The sequence below is a fragment of the Sphingomonas sp. ASY06-1R genome (assembly GCF_052180265.1).
Taxonomy (GTDB): domain Bacteria; phylum Pseudomonadota; class Alphaproteobacteria; order Sphingomonadales; family Sphingomonadaceae; genus Sphingomonas_I.
Window position 1 is genome coordinate 881,444 of record NZ_CP197464.1, and the last position, 16,297, is coordinate 897,740.

Genomic DNA, 16,297 nt, shown 5'->3' on the forward strand with positions numbered 1-16,297 from the left:
CCGATTGCATCAGAATTTGAAGCGCAGGCCGCCGGCGAAGGTGCGGTCATATTGGCGCGTGTCGCGCGGTTCGAAACCGGAGCCACCGAAACTGTCGCGATAGGTTGCGTTCAGCAGGTTGGTGGCGTCGAACGTGATCGTGAACGCATCGTTGATCGCGTAGCTTGCGGAGAAGTCGAGGAATTTGACCGGCGATACCACGATCCTGCCGCCTGCCAGCGCGGCGGAATAGCTGTCGATATATTTGCTGCGCCAATTGTAGGCCAGCCGCGCAGAGACGCCATATTTCTCGTAAATGGCGACGAGATTGTAGGAATATTTCGAGACCGGGGTGATCTTCTGCGTCTGGCCAGGATTGAGGGGGTCGTCGACCTTGCCGTCGGACAGGGTGAAGCTGGCTTGAGCGCCCAAGCCGCTGAGCGGGCCCGGGAGGAAGTCGTAAAATTGCTGATAGGATGCTTCGATCCCCTTTAGCGTGCCGTTGTCGGTATTGCGCGGACGGGTCACCAGGAAGCTCTCCCCGCGCCCGCTGGACGCGATCAGCGTCTCCCGCGTCGAATAGCTTTGGATATAGCCTTTGAGGTCCTTGTAGAAGCCGGCGAGCGTTAACGAGCCTGCTCGTGCGAAATACCATTCGGCACTCAGATCGACATTGGTCGATTTGACGTCGCGCAGATCGGCATTGCCGCCGGTGGCGGTCCCGAAGAAAGCGCCGTTGCCGGTCGCGCCCGTCTCGGCCTGGCTGATGGCGGGGTTGAGATTGGCGAATTGCGGCCGAAGTATCGCCTTGCCGACGACGGCGCGTAATACAGTTGTGCCGGTCGGGCTGATCTTGAGGGTAAGGCTCGGCAGGAAATCTAGCTGATTGCGTCGCCCTTGTATCGGCGACAAAGTCGTGCCGGTCAGGCCGTTGGTCACCTGGATCGCGTTGAGATCGGTCGCCGTATTGACCGCGCGTACGCCGATCGTGCCCTCGACCGGCATCGATCCGGCATCAAAGCCGAAAGAGGTTTGCGCATAGGCGGCGAAAACGCGCTCTTTCAGGTTGAAGACCAGCGCCGGGTCGAACGCCGGATCGCCGGCGGGGCGACCCGCCAGCCCGCGCAACACGTCGATATTCTTTATGATCCAGCCGCTGTCGGCCAGTGCAAACCGATCGAACCCGACCTTGCCGCCAATGATGTCACCCGGCGCGTTGGTGGTTGAATCCGTGTAGTTGGTGATCGGAACGAAGCCCAGCGGGACGCCGACGCCGTTGGTGCCGCCCGACGATCCGGTACGCCGTGCGTAACGTGCACCGATCTTGAAATTCTTCAGGAACCCGCCGTCGAAATTATATTGGAGGTCGCCGTGGGTTGCCCACTGCTCGCTGGATGACACATTCAAATTGTCGAACAGCGTATTCAGATTGAGCTTCGTGCCATCGGTAATGTCGAAACCGTTAAAGTTGATTTGCGGCGTGCGGCCGACATTGAAGGCATAGTCGATTTGCGGGACCGTGAAGGCGGTATCGACGATATAGGCCTGGCTGCGCACCTTGCTCTTATTATAGGTGAGTTCCGCCGTGAGGATGACGTTCCCCGGCGTGTAGCGCACGCCGCCATTCGCCTGATAGCCGTCCGTCTTCTGGCGGAAGGTCTGATTGCTGGTGATGGTGAAATTGTTGCGCGTCGTGATCGTGCTCGCGACCGGCCGATTGCCGGTTTCGCTGTTCGTGTCCGAACCTGGTTCGACCGAATTGACCGTGACCGCGCCTGCCTTGGGCAGGCCAACGAAGAAATCGACGTTGTAATTCTCGCGATAGCCGGTGAACAGGCCGTCGGCGTAGAATTCCAGATCCGAGCTTGGCTTCCATTGGACAGAAGCGTTGAAGGCGGGCCGCGTCCGGTTCCCGTTTCGGACGAGGCCGCCCACCGTGTCGGGGATCAGTGTCTGGTCGGCCGGCGGGTTGAGCGGGTTGAAGCCGAAATTGAACGCGGTCTGGTCCTGATATTTGCGCTTGTTGTAGGAGGCTGCGAGCAGGATGCCGAACTCTTGCCCGCTCGCCGTGGTCCAGCGGTTGCTGATCAGCCCGCTGCCGATATAGCCCCACTTGCCGCGCTGATCCGCGTAAATGGCGCGTCCGCCGCCGGCGATCTGAAATCCGTTGAAGTCGAACGGCCGGCGCAGACGAATGTCGATCGTCCCGGACACGCTGCCTTCGATCTGCTCGGGCGTGTTGGTCTTGTAGACGTCGACGCCGGTAATGATCTCCGCCGGGATATCCTGCAATGCGACACCGCGACCGGTTCCGGTGAAGACTTCGCGCCCGTTAATAAGCGTCTCGATATCGGGAAGGCCGCGCACCAGCACGGTGCCCACCTCGCCGGCACCGCGCGAAACCTGGATGCCGGTGACGCGCTGAAGCGCATCGGACACCGTGTTGTCGGGGAATTTGCCGATATCCTCGGCAACGATGGAATCAACGACCTGGGTCGCGTTGCGCTTGATCGATTGCGCACTGCCGATGCTGGCGCGAACGCCGGTCACGACAATCTCCTCGTCCTGTGTGGGCGCCGACTGAACCGCCTCACCACCGCTGCCTACGCCAGCAGAGGCGGATGGTGGCGTCTGCGCCTGAACCAATCCGGGTGCAGACAAGGCAAAGGCGCAGACCGAGCCCCACAATCCCATGCGAATGACATGCTGCCTTGCCATAGAACCTCCCACCTCAATGCGTACTTCGTTGTCGCATTATTGTCGGACAAGTATCAGGCGAGAGGGGGCGGCACAAGATGAGCTTGCCACACAATCTGCAGGTAATGCAGCCATGCAACACCAGCGCGATTGTCAACAATCGTGCGTGCGGGTTGCGGCTGCCTGGCGGATTGGTTGTACATTTAATGTCTGAGTAAATGGTAGCGCTCACGTAGTCCTTGAGAACGATGCCCGGCCGATCTTTTCCAAGGCTGTTTGGTAGCGCTCGCGCGATCGAAGCCCGCCCCGCTTCGTTGCGCGGAACCGTTTCTGCGGCAACGGCCTAGGTCGAAGCAGGCCGCGGATTTGGCGCGGAGCGGCGCTTGGCACAGAAAGATTATGCGGCGTTCCGCATGGCCGCGTTACGAGCCGCTAGATCAACAGGGCGGCCCGAAAACCGACCATCCGGTACGATCGGCCAGCATCTCGAGCGCGCGCACGCCCTGCATCGAATTGCCGTGCTGATCCAAATTGGGCGACCAGACCGCGATCGAGGCGATCTCGGGCGCGATCGCCAGGATGCCGCCGCCGACGCCGCTCTTGGCCGGCAGGCCGACCCGCACCGCGAAATCGCCCGACCCATCATAATGGCCGCAGGTCATCATCAGGGCGAGCACCTCGCGCATCCGCTTGGCGCGCGCATCCTCCGCTGCGTCGTCGGCCGAGCGACGCGTCCGCGCAAGGAAGAGGCCGGCTTTTGCCAGATCGCGGCAATCAAGCGCAATGGCGCACTGATGCACATAGGCCTCCATCACCTCGTCGATTCCGGACCGGAAATTATCGTGATGCCGCATGAAGCTCATCATCGCACGGTTGAGATCCCCGCCGTCGCGCTCGCTGGCGAGCACATCGTCATTGAGCGGGATGGGCCCTCCGTCCAGTTGCCGCCGCACGAAGTTGACGACCGCATCCGCCTGAGCATCGTCGCCAAGCAGTTCGACCAGCGTATCGACCACGATCAAGGCGCCGGCATTCACGAACGGGTTGCGCGGCACGCCCTGCGTTCGCTCGAGATCGACGATCGAATTGAATGGGTCACCCGAAGGCTCGCGGCCAACCCGTTCGAACAGCGTCTTGCCGATCGCGCATAACGCCATTTCCAGCGCGAAAACCTTGGCGATGCTTTGAATGGGGAAGCGGCTCTCGACGCTGCCCGCACGCAGTACACCGCCGTCGATGGTCGCAATTGCGATGCTGAAAGGGCCGGGCGCGAGCCCCTTCTGCTTCGCATCGGCGGCGGCTTCGATCTCCGCCGCCGTGTCGACGATTTCGGCCGTTATCTCCTGGACAATCCGCTCCAAATACGTGTTCACGCTATTTCCTTACTGCTTCGTCCAATGCGCCCGGAGCATCCGTCGCAGCGCCTATATGCCGGGGTGCGGGTACGGGTCGACAATAGCGTGTTGAGGCGGACAGGGATCGCGCCGGCGGCGTGCGGCTCCGTCTCGAATATCACCGCCGCTTGAAGGCGAGGACCGCCGCGGAGATGGCGAAATAGACCGCGCCGAAAGCGGCATAGGGCGCGACAATGGCGACGCTGACCGGGACCGCCGGATGCGTTGCCTGGATCAGGAAATGCGCCGCCGCCAGGGCCGATTGCGCGCCGCTCAGGATTTGTGGCCATTGCGCGCTGGCGCTACGCCGCCGCCGCACGCCAGTTGCGAGCTGAAGCAGACCGGACAAGGCCGCCCACACGCCGATCACGCCGATCGTGGCATGGAGATCGTCGCCCACCGTCGCGATGACGGCAATCATGACGATCGCGCTGACGATGACGTTCAACAGCTGGGAGGGGTTGGCGCGCAGCCCGCCATTGCGTCTTGCGTCGACCAGGTTGGCCAGACAGTCCCACGCCGGATAGGCGATGAGAAGGGCTATGCCGATCCCCGGCTGCGCCTTGCCGATCGTGAATGCCAGCGCAACCCAGAGAAAGGAGAAGAGCGCGCGGACGCCATAATAACGTTCGAGCCAGGGCGATGCGGGTTCAGCGGGATTGGCGTGGGCGGCGAGTTTGGTGGTCATGGTCATCACAGGCTCCTGGGGGGGAAGGCAGGCGCGCGGCGTCGATCCCGTGCGCAGGCACGAGCGGCGGGACGCGAGGATCGGGGCGCCGCCGCAGCGGCGAGCAGACGCTACAAGCGAAAGTGGCGGGGCAGCAGCCAGCGTGCCGTTGCGGCGACGATGGCAATCGCGACGGAATACCAGACGACGATATAAAGAGGGTCGTTCATCGGGCAGCAGGCGGTGAAGATCAGCGCGCCGCTGGTCGAGGCGGCAAGCCCGCAAGCAAGCGCGCTGTCTTTCGGTTGGACCGGGGCAGCCCGCCGCATCAGCACGGCCAGCGCGGCCATCAGCGGCAGTGCCAGCACGACGATCGCCGTCGCGCACAGGGCGCCATGGGCGGGGGCAAGCCGCTCAAGGATCGGACGGCCGCGCTCGGCGGCGGACGCCACGGTCGTTCCCGCCAGGATCGCCAATCCGGTCAGCGCTCCGGCCAGCATCAGCCCGCGGCGCGACGCAATCGGCGGTGCCAAAGAGCGTATCGCGATGGTGCAGGTCACGCCGGACAGCAGCATCAGACTGCCGATCTTCCACATCATCGGCGCGGAAAGGATCATCCGGCCCATGTCCGGCCGCATGACGCCCGCAGCCAGGATCAGCGCCAATTCCACCCCGCCCAGCGCCAACAGCACCAGGGTCTCGCGCAGCATGTTCCGGCGCCGCACCGGCGCCAGATCGGCGGACAGGGTGGAGATCAGGGCATCAATCGACGTCATGGCTCTTCTCCAGGAAAACGGTCAGGCGTGCGAGCCCGCGGTGGATGTTCATCTTGACGGCAGACGGGGAAAGGCCGGTCTCGCGCGATACGTCCTCGATGCTGTAGCCTTGCAGCTTCACCAGCATGATCGCCTGGGCCTGCGCCGGCCGGAGTTGTTCGAGCAGGCTGCCGAGGACCGATGCGCTGGTGACCGCCGCTTCGTGATCGGCAACCGCTATATCACCGGGTAGCTCTTCGGAGGGCCGCCTTCCCATGGCGCGTAGCTGATCGATCCATTTGTTCTTGGCGATGGCGGCGAGCCAAGCCTTGAACGGATAGTGCGGATCATAGGTGTGGCGCCGCCGGTGGATCGCCATCAATGTCTCCTGGACCGCGTCGTCGGCATCGCCGGCAGGCAGGCGCCGCTGGAAATAATGGGTCAGCCAGCCGGAGATCTCGGTCAGCAGTCGCTGATAGGCGCCGCCATGACCGGCCTGGCCAGCGCACATCAACGCGCCCCAGGCATCCGCTTCGGCGGCGCCTTGCGACACTTCACGCGTCGACCGCGAACCGCGCGATGCGGGTTTCAAGCGGGAGATGGGGTTGGCAACCATGTTTGCTTATTCGACCGCAATCGGTGCGTGGTCACCATGATCTTCGATTTTCTTCGCCCTTCGCGATCAGGAATCAAAAGCGGTCGAGCGGGAGAGCGTCTCCCACGCCGCAATTTCCGCCGTCATCGCCTCCAGTTTTTGCCCGACCAGCTCCAGCGCATCGTCGCCGAGGAACAGGCGGGTGGGCGGGGAGGGGGCGTTCACCAGCTTGAGCAATGCCTGCGCCGCCTTGGCCGGATCGCCCGGCTGCCGGCCGCTCTTGGCCTGGCGCGCGGCCCGGATCGGATCCATCACGCGATCATAATCAGGGATCGAGCGTGCCGTGCGATCCATCGATCGCCCGGCCCAATCGGTCCGGAATTGTCCGGGGGCAAGCGCGGTCACGAATATGCCGAAGGGCGCTACCTCTTTGCCGAGCGACTCCGAAATACCTTCCAGCGCAAACTTGCTGCCGCAATAATAAGCGATACCCGGCAAGGTGATGAAGCCGCCCATCGACGTGACATTGATGATGCGCCCCGCGCGGCGCTGGCGCATGCCTGGAAGCACCGCCTTCATCATCGCAACCGGGCCAAAAACATTGGTGGCAAATTGGCGCTGGAGATCGTCGAGCGACGATTCCTCCACGGCGCCCTCATGGCCATAGCCGGCATTGTTCACCAAAGCGTCGATCGCTCCAGCGCGCTGCTCCGCCTCCGCCACCGCTGCGGGGATGCTGGCAAAGTCGGTCAGATCCAGCTGCAGCGGAAAGGCGCGATCGGTGCTGCGCGCCGCGAAAGCAGCAGCGTCCTCATTCCGCCGCACCGTGCCGATCACGCGATGCCCCGCGTCAAGCGCGGCCGTGGCAAAAGCCTGGCCCAGTCCGGAGCTTACACCTGTGATGAGAAAGGTTTTGGGGTCATTCTGTGCCATATCATATCGACCTTTCGTAGTTATATATCATGATATAGAAACGCGCCGCCCGACATCAAGGATTGTGTGATGACCCTCAGAGGTGCGCCGCTTCGCCAGCAGGTCCTCGACGCCGCCGAACGGCTGCTCCGCCAGGGCAAGGCCGAATTTTCGATGCGCCAGCTCGCCGCTGAGGCCGGCGTCAGTTTCGCGACGCCGTTCAATCAGTTCGGGAGCAAGGCGGCGATCATGCTGGCGCTGTCGGCACGCAGGATCGACACGATGGAGGAAAGGTTCGCCAGCGCGGCCTTACCGGAAGACGCGATCGCGCGGATTGGGCGGGCGACCGATGTGGCGAGCGCGGTGATGCTCGAAGAACCCGAGGTGAGCCGGACCGTGATGGGCTGGCTCGGGACGCCTGGCGCCGCCTCGGGCCATGTGCTGGAGCATTCGTCAGCGCTGTGGGCGCGCGCCCTGGGGGCCGGCAATGGATTGGCAGAAGCGCGTCGGGAGGACGCGTTGCGCGATCTGCCGCGGCAGCTGGCCTTCGCATTTCGTGGCGTCTTGTCCTTCTGGACGGCGGGAGAGCTTCCGGATGAGGCGCTCGCGACCGAGGCACGCAGGGTCGCGCAAGCACTGTTGCTTGGCTTCGTCGACCGTTCCGATACGTGATCGGCAGCGCATTGCCGCGCCGAACCGGGTCTAGCGCACGGACCGGTGCGTTGAAGGGAACGCGAGACAAATGGCGGGTAAGGAAGGATCGGTTCAGGTTTTGCCGCGTATGACTGGACGCATGCGTTCGCTCCGCTATCTCGCCGCCGCTTTGACATGCACCTTGTCCGCCGCGGCACATGCGGCGGAAAGCGCCCCGTTCGATCTGGTCGGGCCGACGCTGCGCGTTTCGGTCACGCACCAGGGACAGCGGCTACCGATCGACAATGTCCCGCAATTGGCGGCAGGCGACCAGATCGACGTCCGCGCCGATCTGCCGGAAGATCAGTCTGCCCATTATCTGCTGATCGCCGCGTTCCTGCGGGGATCGACCAACCCGCCGCCGGACAAATGGTTCGCGCAGGCCGAAACCTGGAAAAAGAAGGGCAGCAAGGGCCTCTCGCTGACGGTGCCGGAGGGCGCGCAACAGGTGATGCTGTTCCTGGCGCCGGCCACCGGCGGCGATTTCCCGACGCTGCGCAATGCGGTGAAGGGCCGTCCGGGGGCGTTCGTACGGGCTGCCCAGGATCTGGCGCAGGCGTCGCTCGACCGGCGCCGCCTCGATACGTTCCTGGCGGCCGTGCGCAAACCCGCGCCGGGGGATCCCGATCGGCTGGAGCGTATGACCCCGCTGTTGGCGCGAAGCCTGCAGATCAAGGTCAATGCGGATTGCCTGACCAAGGCGCCCGAGCTGCAGGCGGCGTGCCTGCTGCAAAACCAGGATTCGCTGGTGCTGAATGACGGGCATACCAATGAGATTACGGACGCGCTGGCGGGCCCGGGCGTCGATCTGGCATTGCAATTCAGTGCCACGCCGCAGGGCGGATTAGGCTATTACAGCCCGTATATCGGCGCCGTGCGCGACATCATCGGCATGTTCGCCTCGTTCCACACCGCCAAATATCAGTATATTCCTGCGCTCGCGACCACCGATGGCGACCGCATGATGCTGATCCTGAATTCGGCGCCGTCGTTCCGAAATCCCAAGTCGGTGCTGGTGGCGGCGTTGCCGATCGTCGCGCCCGTTCGCATTCCACCGCTGGAGATTGCGGAGCGGGACGTCTCGATCTGCGCGCAGGCGGACGAGATGCTGCTGCCGGTCAGCGGCGCGCCGCTGATTTACGCGACCCGCTACGCCCATGATCTCGGCCTGCGCGTGCATCTGCCGGACGGCCATGATCTCGATCTTGCCGCCCAGCCCGATGTCGAACGCGGCGGGCTGGTCGTGCAGTCGCGCGGAAAAGTACCGATGGACCTTAAGACGCCGATCAAGGCGACGATCCACGGCATCTGGGGCTTTCAGCCGTTCGACGGCCCGACCGTGAACCTGCAGCCCGCGCAGGCAGGCACATGGCGACTGGCGGCCGATGGCGGAAGTGCGAAGCGGGACGGCAAGATCGAATTGCTGGGCGGGGCTGCCGCCTGCGTCAGCCAGGTCTCGCTGGGCGAGGGGGATGGTCGCGAGCTCAGCTGGAAGCGATTGGCGCCGGACCGGATCAGCGTCGCCCTGACCGGCGATATCTCCGGTGGCGCCACGATCCGCGTCTCCGGCCCCAGCGGCAGCGCGCCCGACAAAGTTGCGATCGCAGGCGCGCCACCACCGCCGCGTCTGGCCGTGTCGCTGATCGCGCGCCATGTGGAGCGCCCGTCCGCCGTCGCGCCGGTCCGGATTATCCTGCCGGACGACGAGCAGATTCCCAGCGACGCGACCGTCAGAATATCTCTGCGCGCCGGCGCCGGCATGCGCTTTACCGGCGGCGAGACGATCGAGATCGCCGCCGGATCGGGCGGAGAGGTCGCGCGCCTGAGCGTCGGCAAGGGGCTGTTGCTCGCCGACGCGCAGGTGGCCATCGCCACGTTCCAGCCGGCGACGGACCTCGGCACGTCCGCCTTCGGTCCGTTGCGGGCACGGGTGATACGCGACGGTGTCACCGGCGATTGGCTGCCGATCGGCACGCTGGTCCGCCTGCCGACGATCCGGCAGTTGCGCTGCCCCGAGGATGCGTCCGCGCCCGCCTGCGAGTTGATGGGGGACAACCTCTTTCTGATTTCGGCGGTGTCGCCGACGCCGGCTTTCGAGAAGAGTGCGACGATCCCGGATGGATATCCGGGCAACAGCATTCAGGTGCCCCGGCCGGCGGGCAAGACCTTATATGTTCGTTGGCACGACAATCCTCAGGGGGGCGGCCAGATCGGCCAGTGACCGGATCGGCTGGCCGGCGGAGGTCAGAGTTTCGCGCGGAAGGTCAGGCCATAGCGGGCCGGCTGGTTGTAGTTGACGGTGCGGCCAAGATAGGCGGTGATACCGGCGCCCGAAGGTGCGGCAAGCAATGCCTGCGAGATGATGTTCTTCTCATTGGTCGCATTGTTCGCATAGAGCGAAATGTCATATTTCCCGTCGTCCAGCCGGATTCCGGCACGCAGGTTCAGGTTAAACTGGTTGGGAACCTGCGTGTAGATCGACTGGGTCACGCCGGTGCCGTACGAACTGGTGTAGGAATATTGGGCGTACGAATAGAATTCGGTGCGTGCGGCGATTTTGTAATCCCATGACGGCGTGACCGACAGCGACCATTTAGGCGAATAGGGCGCCCGCTGCCCCTTGGCGTCGATATTGGCGATGCCATTATAGCTCAACTCGGCTGGAGCTGGCAGCGACGGCGCGCGGGTGTAGATCGAGTCATTGTAATTGCCGTCGAACGTCAATCGAACGCCCGACCCCAGATTTCCCGCCACGCTCCATTCGAACCCGCGCGCCCGGATGTCGCCGACATTGGTTGCGCCGCGCTGGGGCGTGCCGTTGGGCAAGGTGAAGGAGACCGAGGTCTGGAAGCCTTCAAGCTTCTCCTGATACGCGGCAAAGGAGAGCGTCAGGCGGCGATCGAACAAAGACGCCTTGACGCCCGCTTCCAGATTCTTGGTCTTGGTCGGCGCGACCGGCGGCGCGCTTGGGTCAAGCGAGCGGTTGTTGAGATCGAGTCCACCCGCCTGAAAACCAGTGGCATAGGTGACGTAGGTCGTGAGGTCGGGCGTGATCTTGTAGGAGAGGCTGACAGTTCCAGAGACATTGTCGTTCGATGTTTTGATGTTGAGCGGGTAGCCGGTGGCGGCAACCGCAGTGGGGTAGCCGGGCACGGTATAGGCCAAACCGGCATTGCGTTGGACCGCGTCAATCGCGTTGTAGAAAGCATTCAGCTGGGCGTTCGTCACGCCCGCCGGCAGCGCGGTCGGAAGTTGGCTCGTGTCGACCGGGCTGCTGCCATTCTTGCGGTCATAGGTATAACGTAGCCCGCCGGTCAGATCCAAGGCGCTGCTGATATGCCAGGTCGCCTGGCCATAGACGGCGGCATTCCTGTTCTCGACGCGCGTATCCTCGATGATCTGCGCGCCCGTCAGTTGCGACCGGAACGAGAGCGGGATCGGCGTGAAGGTGTTTCCGGCCAGCGTGTTGTAGGCATTGTACCAAGGGATCACGTCCGCCCCGAACTGGTGGACGACATAATGATCCTTCAGCTTGGAATAATAGAGGAAGGCGCCCGCCTGCCATTCGATCGGACCGTGCCGTTTCGATGCGAGGCGGACTTCCTGACTGAACTGGTCGCTGTGGCTGATCGCCATATTCTGATAGATGTCGATCGGCGTGCTGTCGCTGTCCTGCGGAGGATTGAACGTCCACAGCCGCCATGCGCTGATCGAGGTCAGCGTCGCCCAATCCAGATCATAATCGGCGGTGACCGAGATGCCGGCATTCTTGGTGCGCATATGATTGTAATTGTTGGTGATGCTGATCCTGGGATCGACCGTCTGGGTCCAGTTCTGGACGCCGCCGAAATTGGTGAGCTGGGCCAGCGCATTGCGCGCCGTCGTGACCCGCGCCTGTTGTGCGGCAGTCGTGTTGATACCCCAATTGCCCGGGCCGAAAATCTCCACGATGCCGCCGCCGGAACTGTACCCGGCCGAGCTGTCGCTTTCGACGTTGAGATCACCCGAGACATCGATCTTCAGATCGCCCGCATCGAGCAGGAATTGCTGCCGGATCCCCCAGCGCTTGGTCCCCGCCGTTTTGTCTGCATCCGTGGCAGTGGGCGCGTAGATGCCTTTCTGCGTGGCGGCCTCCTTGAAGGCTGGCCGGAACGGGGTGGAGATCCAGCCGTCGGCGCGAGTGCCGTAAATGGCCGTTCGGAAGGCGATATTCTTGCTGAGCGGGCCGGTCAGGATCGCCTTGGCCTGCGCGAAATTATAGCGGCCATAGGATAGTTCGAACGTCTGGCCGGGCGTGAAGCTCGGCTTGTTGAACGTGATGTTCAGCGCGCCTGCCGCTGCGTTTCGCCCGAACAATGTGCCTTGCGGACCGCGCAGGACTTCGAAACTTTGGACGTCGACCAGGTCCTGCAGCACCTGTCCGGGCCGCGCCTGATAGACGCCGTCGAAATAGACGCCGATCGCATTGTCGAGCCCGTCGGCGGCGGTTGGCGCATAGCCGATCCCGCGGATCGTCACCGAGAAGTTGCGCGGATTGCCGCCGGTCGCGTTCAGCCCTGGGGTCTGATCGATCAGGCTCTGCAAATCGATCGTGCCTTTGCGCTCCAGCGTCTCGCCGCTGATCGCTTGGACGGAGATGGGCACGTCCTGGATGTTCTCGGCCCGTCGCCGCGCGGTCACCACGACTTCGGCACCGTCTGCGTCGCTTCCGGGAGCGGCGTCCGCCCATGCCATCGTGGGAAGCGCGGCTGTGGATGCGGTGGCGAGAAGTGCGCGCACGAGAGTGGAACGGTTCATCCGATAGGCCCCCAATAATTCCCTACTAGTGAAGTAGGTTTTAGTAGAAAGGCAATTCCCTATCGGGTAACTAGGGAATCTGGGGGTGCAGGAAGTTTTTCTGCATCGCGGCATGTGCGTGGCCGATCCATTAGGGCGCCGCCGACATGGGAGAGCAGGCATGACGAAGCCCGGGACAATATTGCTAAGCGCGGGTGCCCGCCTGTCCGCTCCGGTCGCGGCAGCGCGCGCCTGATGGCGGCATCGGCTGCCCGATGGCCGAAAGGATCGACGGCGCTGGCCATCATCGTGGCGGCGTCGATCGCGCTTCTCTTTGTCTTCGCCCCCGCGCGCCGTATCGCCGCGGCAAAAGTAGGTCTGCCGCTCACCGCGCCGCTCCCAGATCGTGTTCCGCCTGGGGTGGTCCTGCGGGTCGGCGATCCTGTGACGCGCTGGGTGTTCGAACATAATGGCTGGGACAAGCAGCTGCCTTTCCGGATCGATTGGGCGGAAATAACCGGCGGGCCGGAGGTGACGGAGGCGTTCCACGCCGGCGTGCTGGACGTCGGCTTTGGGGCGAGCGTGCCGCCCATCCATGCCGCCTGGACGGGCATTCCGGTGCGGATCATCGGCTTTCGGGAATATGCCGATCGTGGCGCGCGGCAGGCTTTCATCTTCGGCATCGCGCCGAATGCGAAGATTCACACCGTCGCCGATCTGCGCGGTAAGCGGATCGCCTTCAGCCCCAGCCAGGTTCAGGCCCAGGTCGTCATCGAAACGCTGAAGGCGGCGGGTATTCGCCGCAACGAGGTGACGCTGGTCGAGTTGCCCTCCAGCATCGGTGGAGACGTTTATACCAACGCGCTGGCATCGGGCGCGATCGATGCGGCCCCGATCCGGGCCGATCTCGTCGCCCAGCATTATCTTCGCGATTATGGGGGCAGGGGCGCCCGTCTGCTCCGGCATCCCCCGTTCCGCGACGATGGCGGCAGCATCTATGTTCCCGAAGCCGCGCTGACGGATCCCGGCAAGGCCGCGGCACTACGTATCTTCGCCCGCTATTGGGGCCGCAACTGGGCGTGGATCAACACGCATCAGGAGGAATTGGCGCGGGGCTATTATGCCGGCAAGCGCGGTCTGCCGATCACCGATGCCCGGATCATGGCGGCCTATGTCGCCAACGTGACCGTGCCGCGAAACTGGGCCGGGGCGATCGCCTACGAACAGGCCGCTATCGATACGCTCGGCCCGGAAACCAAACATCCCCGGCTGGACGCCGCCACATTGTTCGATGGCCGCTTCGAAACCATCGCCGCCGATGGCGCCGCATCAGTACAAGGAAATGGGTCATGAACGCCTATCCGGAAGGGCTTCGGCCACCGCCGTCAGTGGCGCCGGCGGTGCCGTCCGCTCCTCGACGCCATGCCGCGCCAAAGCAGCGGCTCAGCCCTGGCGAACCGGCGCGCTACGGCATCCTGCTCGGACCCGTATTGTTGCTCCTCTACTGGTCTGTGCTGTCGGTGACCGGCTGGCTCGATCCCCGCGTCCTGCCTGCGCCGTGGACCGCCATCACCACCGCGATCGAGCTGATCCGCGAAGGGCGCCTGCAGGAGAATCTGGCGATATCGGCCTGGCGCGCCTTCACCGGTCTTGGCTTCGGGGTAGCGGTTGGCGTCGTCCTGGCGCTGGTGTCCGGCCTGTCCGTGTTGGGCGGCTATGTCATTGACGGGCTGGTCCAGATCAAGCGCGGCATCCCGATCCTGGCGCTGATCCCCTTCATGATCCTGTGGCTGGGCATCGGCGAGACGATGAAGATCACGCTCATCGCCACGGCGGTATTCTTTCCGGTCTATATCAATACCCACAATGCCCTGCGCGCGATCGACATCCGCAACGTCGAGCTGGCCGAAACGGTGCGGCTCAGCCGATGGCAGTTCCTGCGCTATGTGGTGGTCCCGGGTTCGCTGCCGGGCTTTCTGACCGGCCTCCGCTTCGGGGTAACCTCCTCCTGGCTGGCGCTGGTTGTTGTGGAGCAGCTCAACGCCACCAGCGGCATCGGCTATATGGTCACACTGGCGCGCAACTATGCGCAGACCGACGTCATGCTGGTCGGCCTGGTCGTTTATGCACTGCTCGGGTTTGGATCGGATGCATTGGTCCGGCAACTCGAACGGCGCCTGCTGAGCTGGCGTAGGACGCTCGGCCGATGAGCGCGGCGACCGATCTTCCCGCGGTGCAGGTCCGCGGCCTTGTCCGCACCTTCACCCTGAAGGGCGTTCTCAACGGCATCGATCTGGATATCGCACCTGGCGAGTTCGTGGCGCTGCTCGGCCGGAGCGGTTCAGGCAAGAGCACCTTGCTGCGGGCGCTGGCCGAGATTGATCACGAGGCCGAGGGCGTCGGTGAAATCAGCTTGCCGGAGCGCATTTCGGTGATCTTCCAGGATGCGCGCCTGTTGCCGTGGATGCGCGTGCTGGACAATGTCCTGCTCGGCGTGTCGGGACAGCGCGACAAGGGCCGTGCGGCGCTGGCGGAGGTCGGCCTGGCGGGGCGCGAGCGCGCCTGGCCGCACGAATTGTCCGGCGGCGAGCAGCAGCGTGTCGCGCTCGCCCGCGCATTGGTGCGGGAGCCGAAACTGCTTTTGGCGGACGAGCCGTTCGGCGCGCTGGATGCTTTGACGCGGATCCAGATGCACGCGCTGCTGCGCCGCCTCGCCGACGTGCACAATCCCGCCGTCCTGCTGGTGACGCATGACATAGACGAGGCGATCCTGCTCGCCGATCGCATCGTCATGCTCGACGACGGGCGGCTCGCGGCGGATCTGCCGGTCGCGCTGCCCGAAAAGGGCATTGCCCGGCGGGAGCGGATCGCCGAGCTGCGGGCGCAGCTCCATCGGATGCTGGGCGTCGACGAGGCGCCAGCCGACTATCGCGAGGATGCCGAGCCGTCTTTGACGATCGACGGGCCAAGCGACGTGCTGGCGAATTTGTCCTCCGCCGGGCAGCCGGCGGACGCGCAACGTCACGCGCGCCTGTATGAGCGGTATCGCGATACGCTGGATGTCGCCCCCGCGTGGAACGACACGCTCGACACGCTCGTCTCGCATCGATCCGTTCGCGCTTATCTGCCCGATGCGGTGCCGCCGGGAACCGTACCGTTGCTGGTCGCGGCGGCGCAATCGGCGGCCAGCTCTTCCAACCTCCAGCCGTGGAGCGTCGTCGCCGTCGAAGATCCGGCGCGCAAGGCGCGGTTGGCGGTGCTGGCCGGCGATCAGAAGCAGATCCATCAGGCGCCTCTCTTCCTGCTCTGGATCGTCGACCATCACCGTCTGACCCGGATCGGAGAGCAGATCGGCACGCCGGCGGACGGCCTGCATTATCTGGAAAGCTTCCTGCTGGGCGCGGTCGACACGTCGCTGGCCGCACAGAATGCGGTGGTAGCACTGGAGTCGATCGGTCTCGGCAGCTGCTATATTGGCGGCATCCGCAACAAGCCGGCGGAGGTGGCGGCCGAACTTGGCCTGCCGCCCCAGGCCTTCGCGCTGTTCGGGCTGACCGTCGGCTATCCGGATCCGGCTGCGCCCGCCTCCGTCAAACCACGGCTTCCGCAGGATGTGGTTTTGTTTCGCGAGCAATATGGCGCGCCCGCCGAGGCCGGGGCAACCGCCCTTTACGATCAGCGCCTGCGCAGTTTTCAGCGCGAACAGCAAATGCCCGAGCGCGACTGGACCGAACAAGCCAGCCAGCGCGTGCGCGGCGTGGACGCGCTCGCCGGCCGCCACGTGCTGCGCGACGTCCTCCACCGTCTCGGCTTCCGGCTCGATTAGCGC

The 16,297-nt window shown here is 64.2% G+C and carries 12 protein-coding genes; 5 read left to right on the forward strand and 7 right to left on the reverse strand.

Features of this window, described 5'->3' with window-relative positions; genetic code table 11:
- Window positions 1-9 precede the first annotated feature (9 nt).
- The 6 genes from ACSBM8_RS04415 to ACSBM8_RS04440 all read right to left on the reverse strand — a co-directional run bounded on the left by ACSBM8_RS04415 (window position 10) and on the right by ACSBM8_RS04440 (window position 7,020).
- On the reverse strand, window positions 10-2,697 hold the full coding sequence (locus tag ACSBM8_RS04415) for a TonB-dependent receptor (RefSeq protein ID WP_442680444.1): 2,688 nt from the start codon (window positions 2,695-2,697) through the stop codon (window positions 10-12).
- Between the two features lie 416 nt (window positions 2,698-3,113).
- Window positions 3,114-4,049: a glutaminase A gene (gene glsA, locus ACSBM8_RS04420; protein ID WP_442680445.1), complete on the reverse strand. Its 936-nt coding sequence runs from the start codon at window positions 4,047-4,049 to the stop codon at window positions 3,114-3,116.
- A gap of 139 nt (window positions 4,050-4,188) precedes the next feature.
- Entirely contained in the window at window positions 4,189-4,764 is a 576-nt protein-coding gene (locus ACSBM8_RS04425; protein WP_442680446.1) for a DUF308 domain-containing protein, read from the reverse strand.
- 104 nt (window positions 4,765-4,868) lie between these two features.
- Entirely contained in the window at window positions 4,869-5,513 is a 645-nt protein-coding gene (locus ACSBM8_RS04430; protein WP_442680447.1) for an NrsF family protein, read from the reverse strand.
- Window positions 5,500-6,003: a sigma-70 family RNA polymerase sigma factor gene (locus tag ACSBM8_RS04435; RefSeq protein WP_442681486.1), complete on the reverse strand. Its 504-nt coding sequence runs from the start codon at window positions 6,001-6,003 to the stop codon at window positions 5,500-5,502. The genes ACSBM8_RS04430 and ACSBM8_RS04435 overlap by 14 nt, the downstream gene beginning before the upstream one ends.
- A gap of 171 nt (window positions 6,004-6,174) precedes the next feature.
- A complete protein-coding gene (locus ACSBM8_RS04440) occupies window positions 6,175-7,020 on the reverse strand; it encodes an oxidoreductase (RefSeq protein WP_442680448.1) in 846 nt (281 codons plus the stop codon).
- A 69-nt stretch (window positions 7,021-7,089) separates the two neighbouring features.
- Here ACSBM8_RS04440 and ACSBM8_RS04445 point away from each other — a divergent pair, with 69 nt between their 5' ends.
- Both ACSBM8_RS04445 and ACSBM8_RS04450 read left to right on the forward strand, forming a co-directional pair.
- The gene (locus ACSBM8_RS04445) at window positions 7,090-7,671 is read left to right on the forward strand and encodes a TetR/AcrR family transcriptional regulator (protein WP_442680449.1); all 582 of its coding nucleotides are present in this window, start codon (window positions 7,090-7,092) and stop codon (window positions 7,669-7,671) included.
- Window positions 7,672-7,792: 121 nt separating this feature from the next.
- Window positions 7,793-9,913: a hypothetical protein gene (locus ACSBM8_RS04450; RefSeq protein ID WP_442680450.1), complete on the forward strand. Its 2,121-nt coding sequence runs from the start codon at window positions 7,793-7,795 to the stop codon at window positions 9,911-9,913.
- A gap of 23 nt (window positions 9,914-9,936) precedes the next feature.
- On the opposite strand, the gene ACSBM8_RS04455 is transcribed toward ACSBM8_RS04450, so the two are convergent.
- A complete protein-coding gene (locus ACSBM8_RS04455; RefSeq protein ID WP_442680451.1) occupies window positions 9,937-12,489 on the reverse strand; it encodes a TonB-dependent receptor in 2,553 nt (850 codons plus the stop codon).
- A gap of 234 nt (window positions 12,490-12,723) precedes the next feature.
- Between ACSBM8_RS04455 and ACSBM8_RS04460 the strand changes: the two genes are divergently transcribed.
- Genes ACSBM8_RS04460 through ACSBM8_RS04470 form a run of 3 tightly spaced genes read left to right on the forward strand, consistent with a single transcriptional unit; the run spans window position 12,724 to window position 16,294 of the window.
- Complete coding sequence (locus ACSBM8_RS04460) at window positions 12,724-13,821, forward strand: ABC transporter substrate-binding protein (protein WP_442680452.1); 1,098 nt, start codon at window positions 12,724-12,726, stop codon at window positions 13,819-13,821.
- Window positions 13,818-14,678, forward strand: a complete 861-nt coding sequence (locus tag ACSBM8_RS04465; protein WP_442680453.1) for an ABC transporter permease — start codon at window positions 13,818-13,820, stop codon at window positions 14,676-14,678. Before ACSBM8_RS04460 ends, ACSBM8_RS04465 begins: the two co-directional genes overlap by 4 nt.
- Window positions 14,675-16,294 (forward strand): ATP-binding cassette domain-containing protein, encoded by a 1,620-nt coding sequence (locus ACSBM8_RS04470; RefSeq protein WP_442680454.1) that lies wholly within the window; start codon window positions 14,675-14,677, stop codon window positions 16,292-16,294. Before ACSBM8_RS04465 ends, ACSBM8_RS04470 begins: the two co-directional genes overlap by 4 nt.
- Window positions 16,295-16,297 lie beyond the last annotated feature (3 nt).

What these genes read in the sequence shown, in the direction of transcription:
- ACSBM8_RS04445 (WP_442680449.1), top strand. Translation starts at nt 7,090, where the DNA reads ATGACCCTCAGAGGTGCGCCGCTTCGCCAGCAGGTCCTCGACGCCGCC.
- ACSBM8_RS04460 (WP_442680452.1), top strand. Translation starts at nt 12,724, where the DNA reads ATGGCGGCATCGGCTGCCCGATGGCCGAAAGGATCGACGGCGCTGGCC.
- ACSBM8_RS04430 (WP_442680447.1), bottom strand. Translation starts at nt 5,513, where the DNA reads ATGACGTCGATTGATGCCCTGATCTCCACCCTGTCCGCCGATCTGGCG.
- ACSBM8_RS04470 (WP_442680454.1), top strand. Translation starts at nt 14,675, where the DNA reads ATGAGCGCGGCGACCGATCTTCCCGCGGTGCAGGTCCGCGGCCTTGTC.
- ACSBM8_RS04415 (WP_442680444.1), bottom strand. Translation starts at nt 2,697, where the DNA reads ATGGCAAGGCAGCATGTCATTCGCATGGGATTGTGGGGCTCGGTCTGC.
- ACSBM8_RS04435 (WP_442681486.1), bottom strand. Translation starts at nt 6,003, where the DNA reads ATGTGCGCTGGCCAGGCCGGTCATGGCGGCGCCTATCAGCGACTGCTG.
- ACSBM8_RS04425 (WP_442680446.1), bottom strand. Translation starts at nt 4,764, where the DNA reads ATGACCATGACCACCAAACTCGCCGCCCACGCCAATCCCGCTGAACCC.
- ACSBM8_RS04450 (WP_442680450.1), top strand. Translation starts at nt 7,793, where the DNA reads ATGCGTTCGCTCCGCTATCTCGCCGCCGCTTTGACATGCACCTTGTCC.
- ACSBM8_RS04440 (WP_442680448.1), bottom strand. Translation starts at nt 7,020, where the DNA reads ATGGCACAGAATGACCCCAAAACCTTTCTCATCACAGGTGTAAGCTCC.
- ACSBM8_RS04455 (WP_442680451.1), bottom strand. Translation starts at nt 12,489, where the DNA reads ATGAACCGTTCCACTCTCGTGCGCGCACTTCTCGCCACCGCATCCACA.
- ACSBM8_RS04465 (WP_442680453.1), top strand. Translation starts at nt 13,818, where the DNA reads ATGAACGCCTATCCGGAAGGGCTTCGGCCACCGCCGTCAGTGGCGCCG.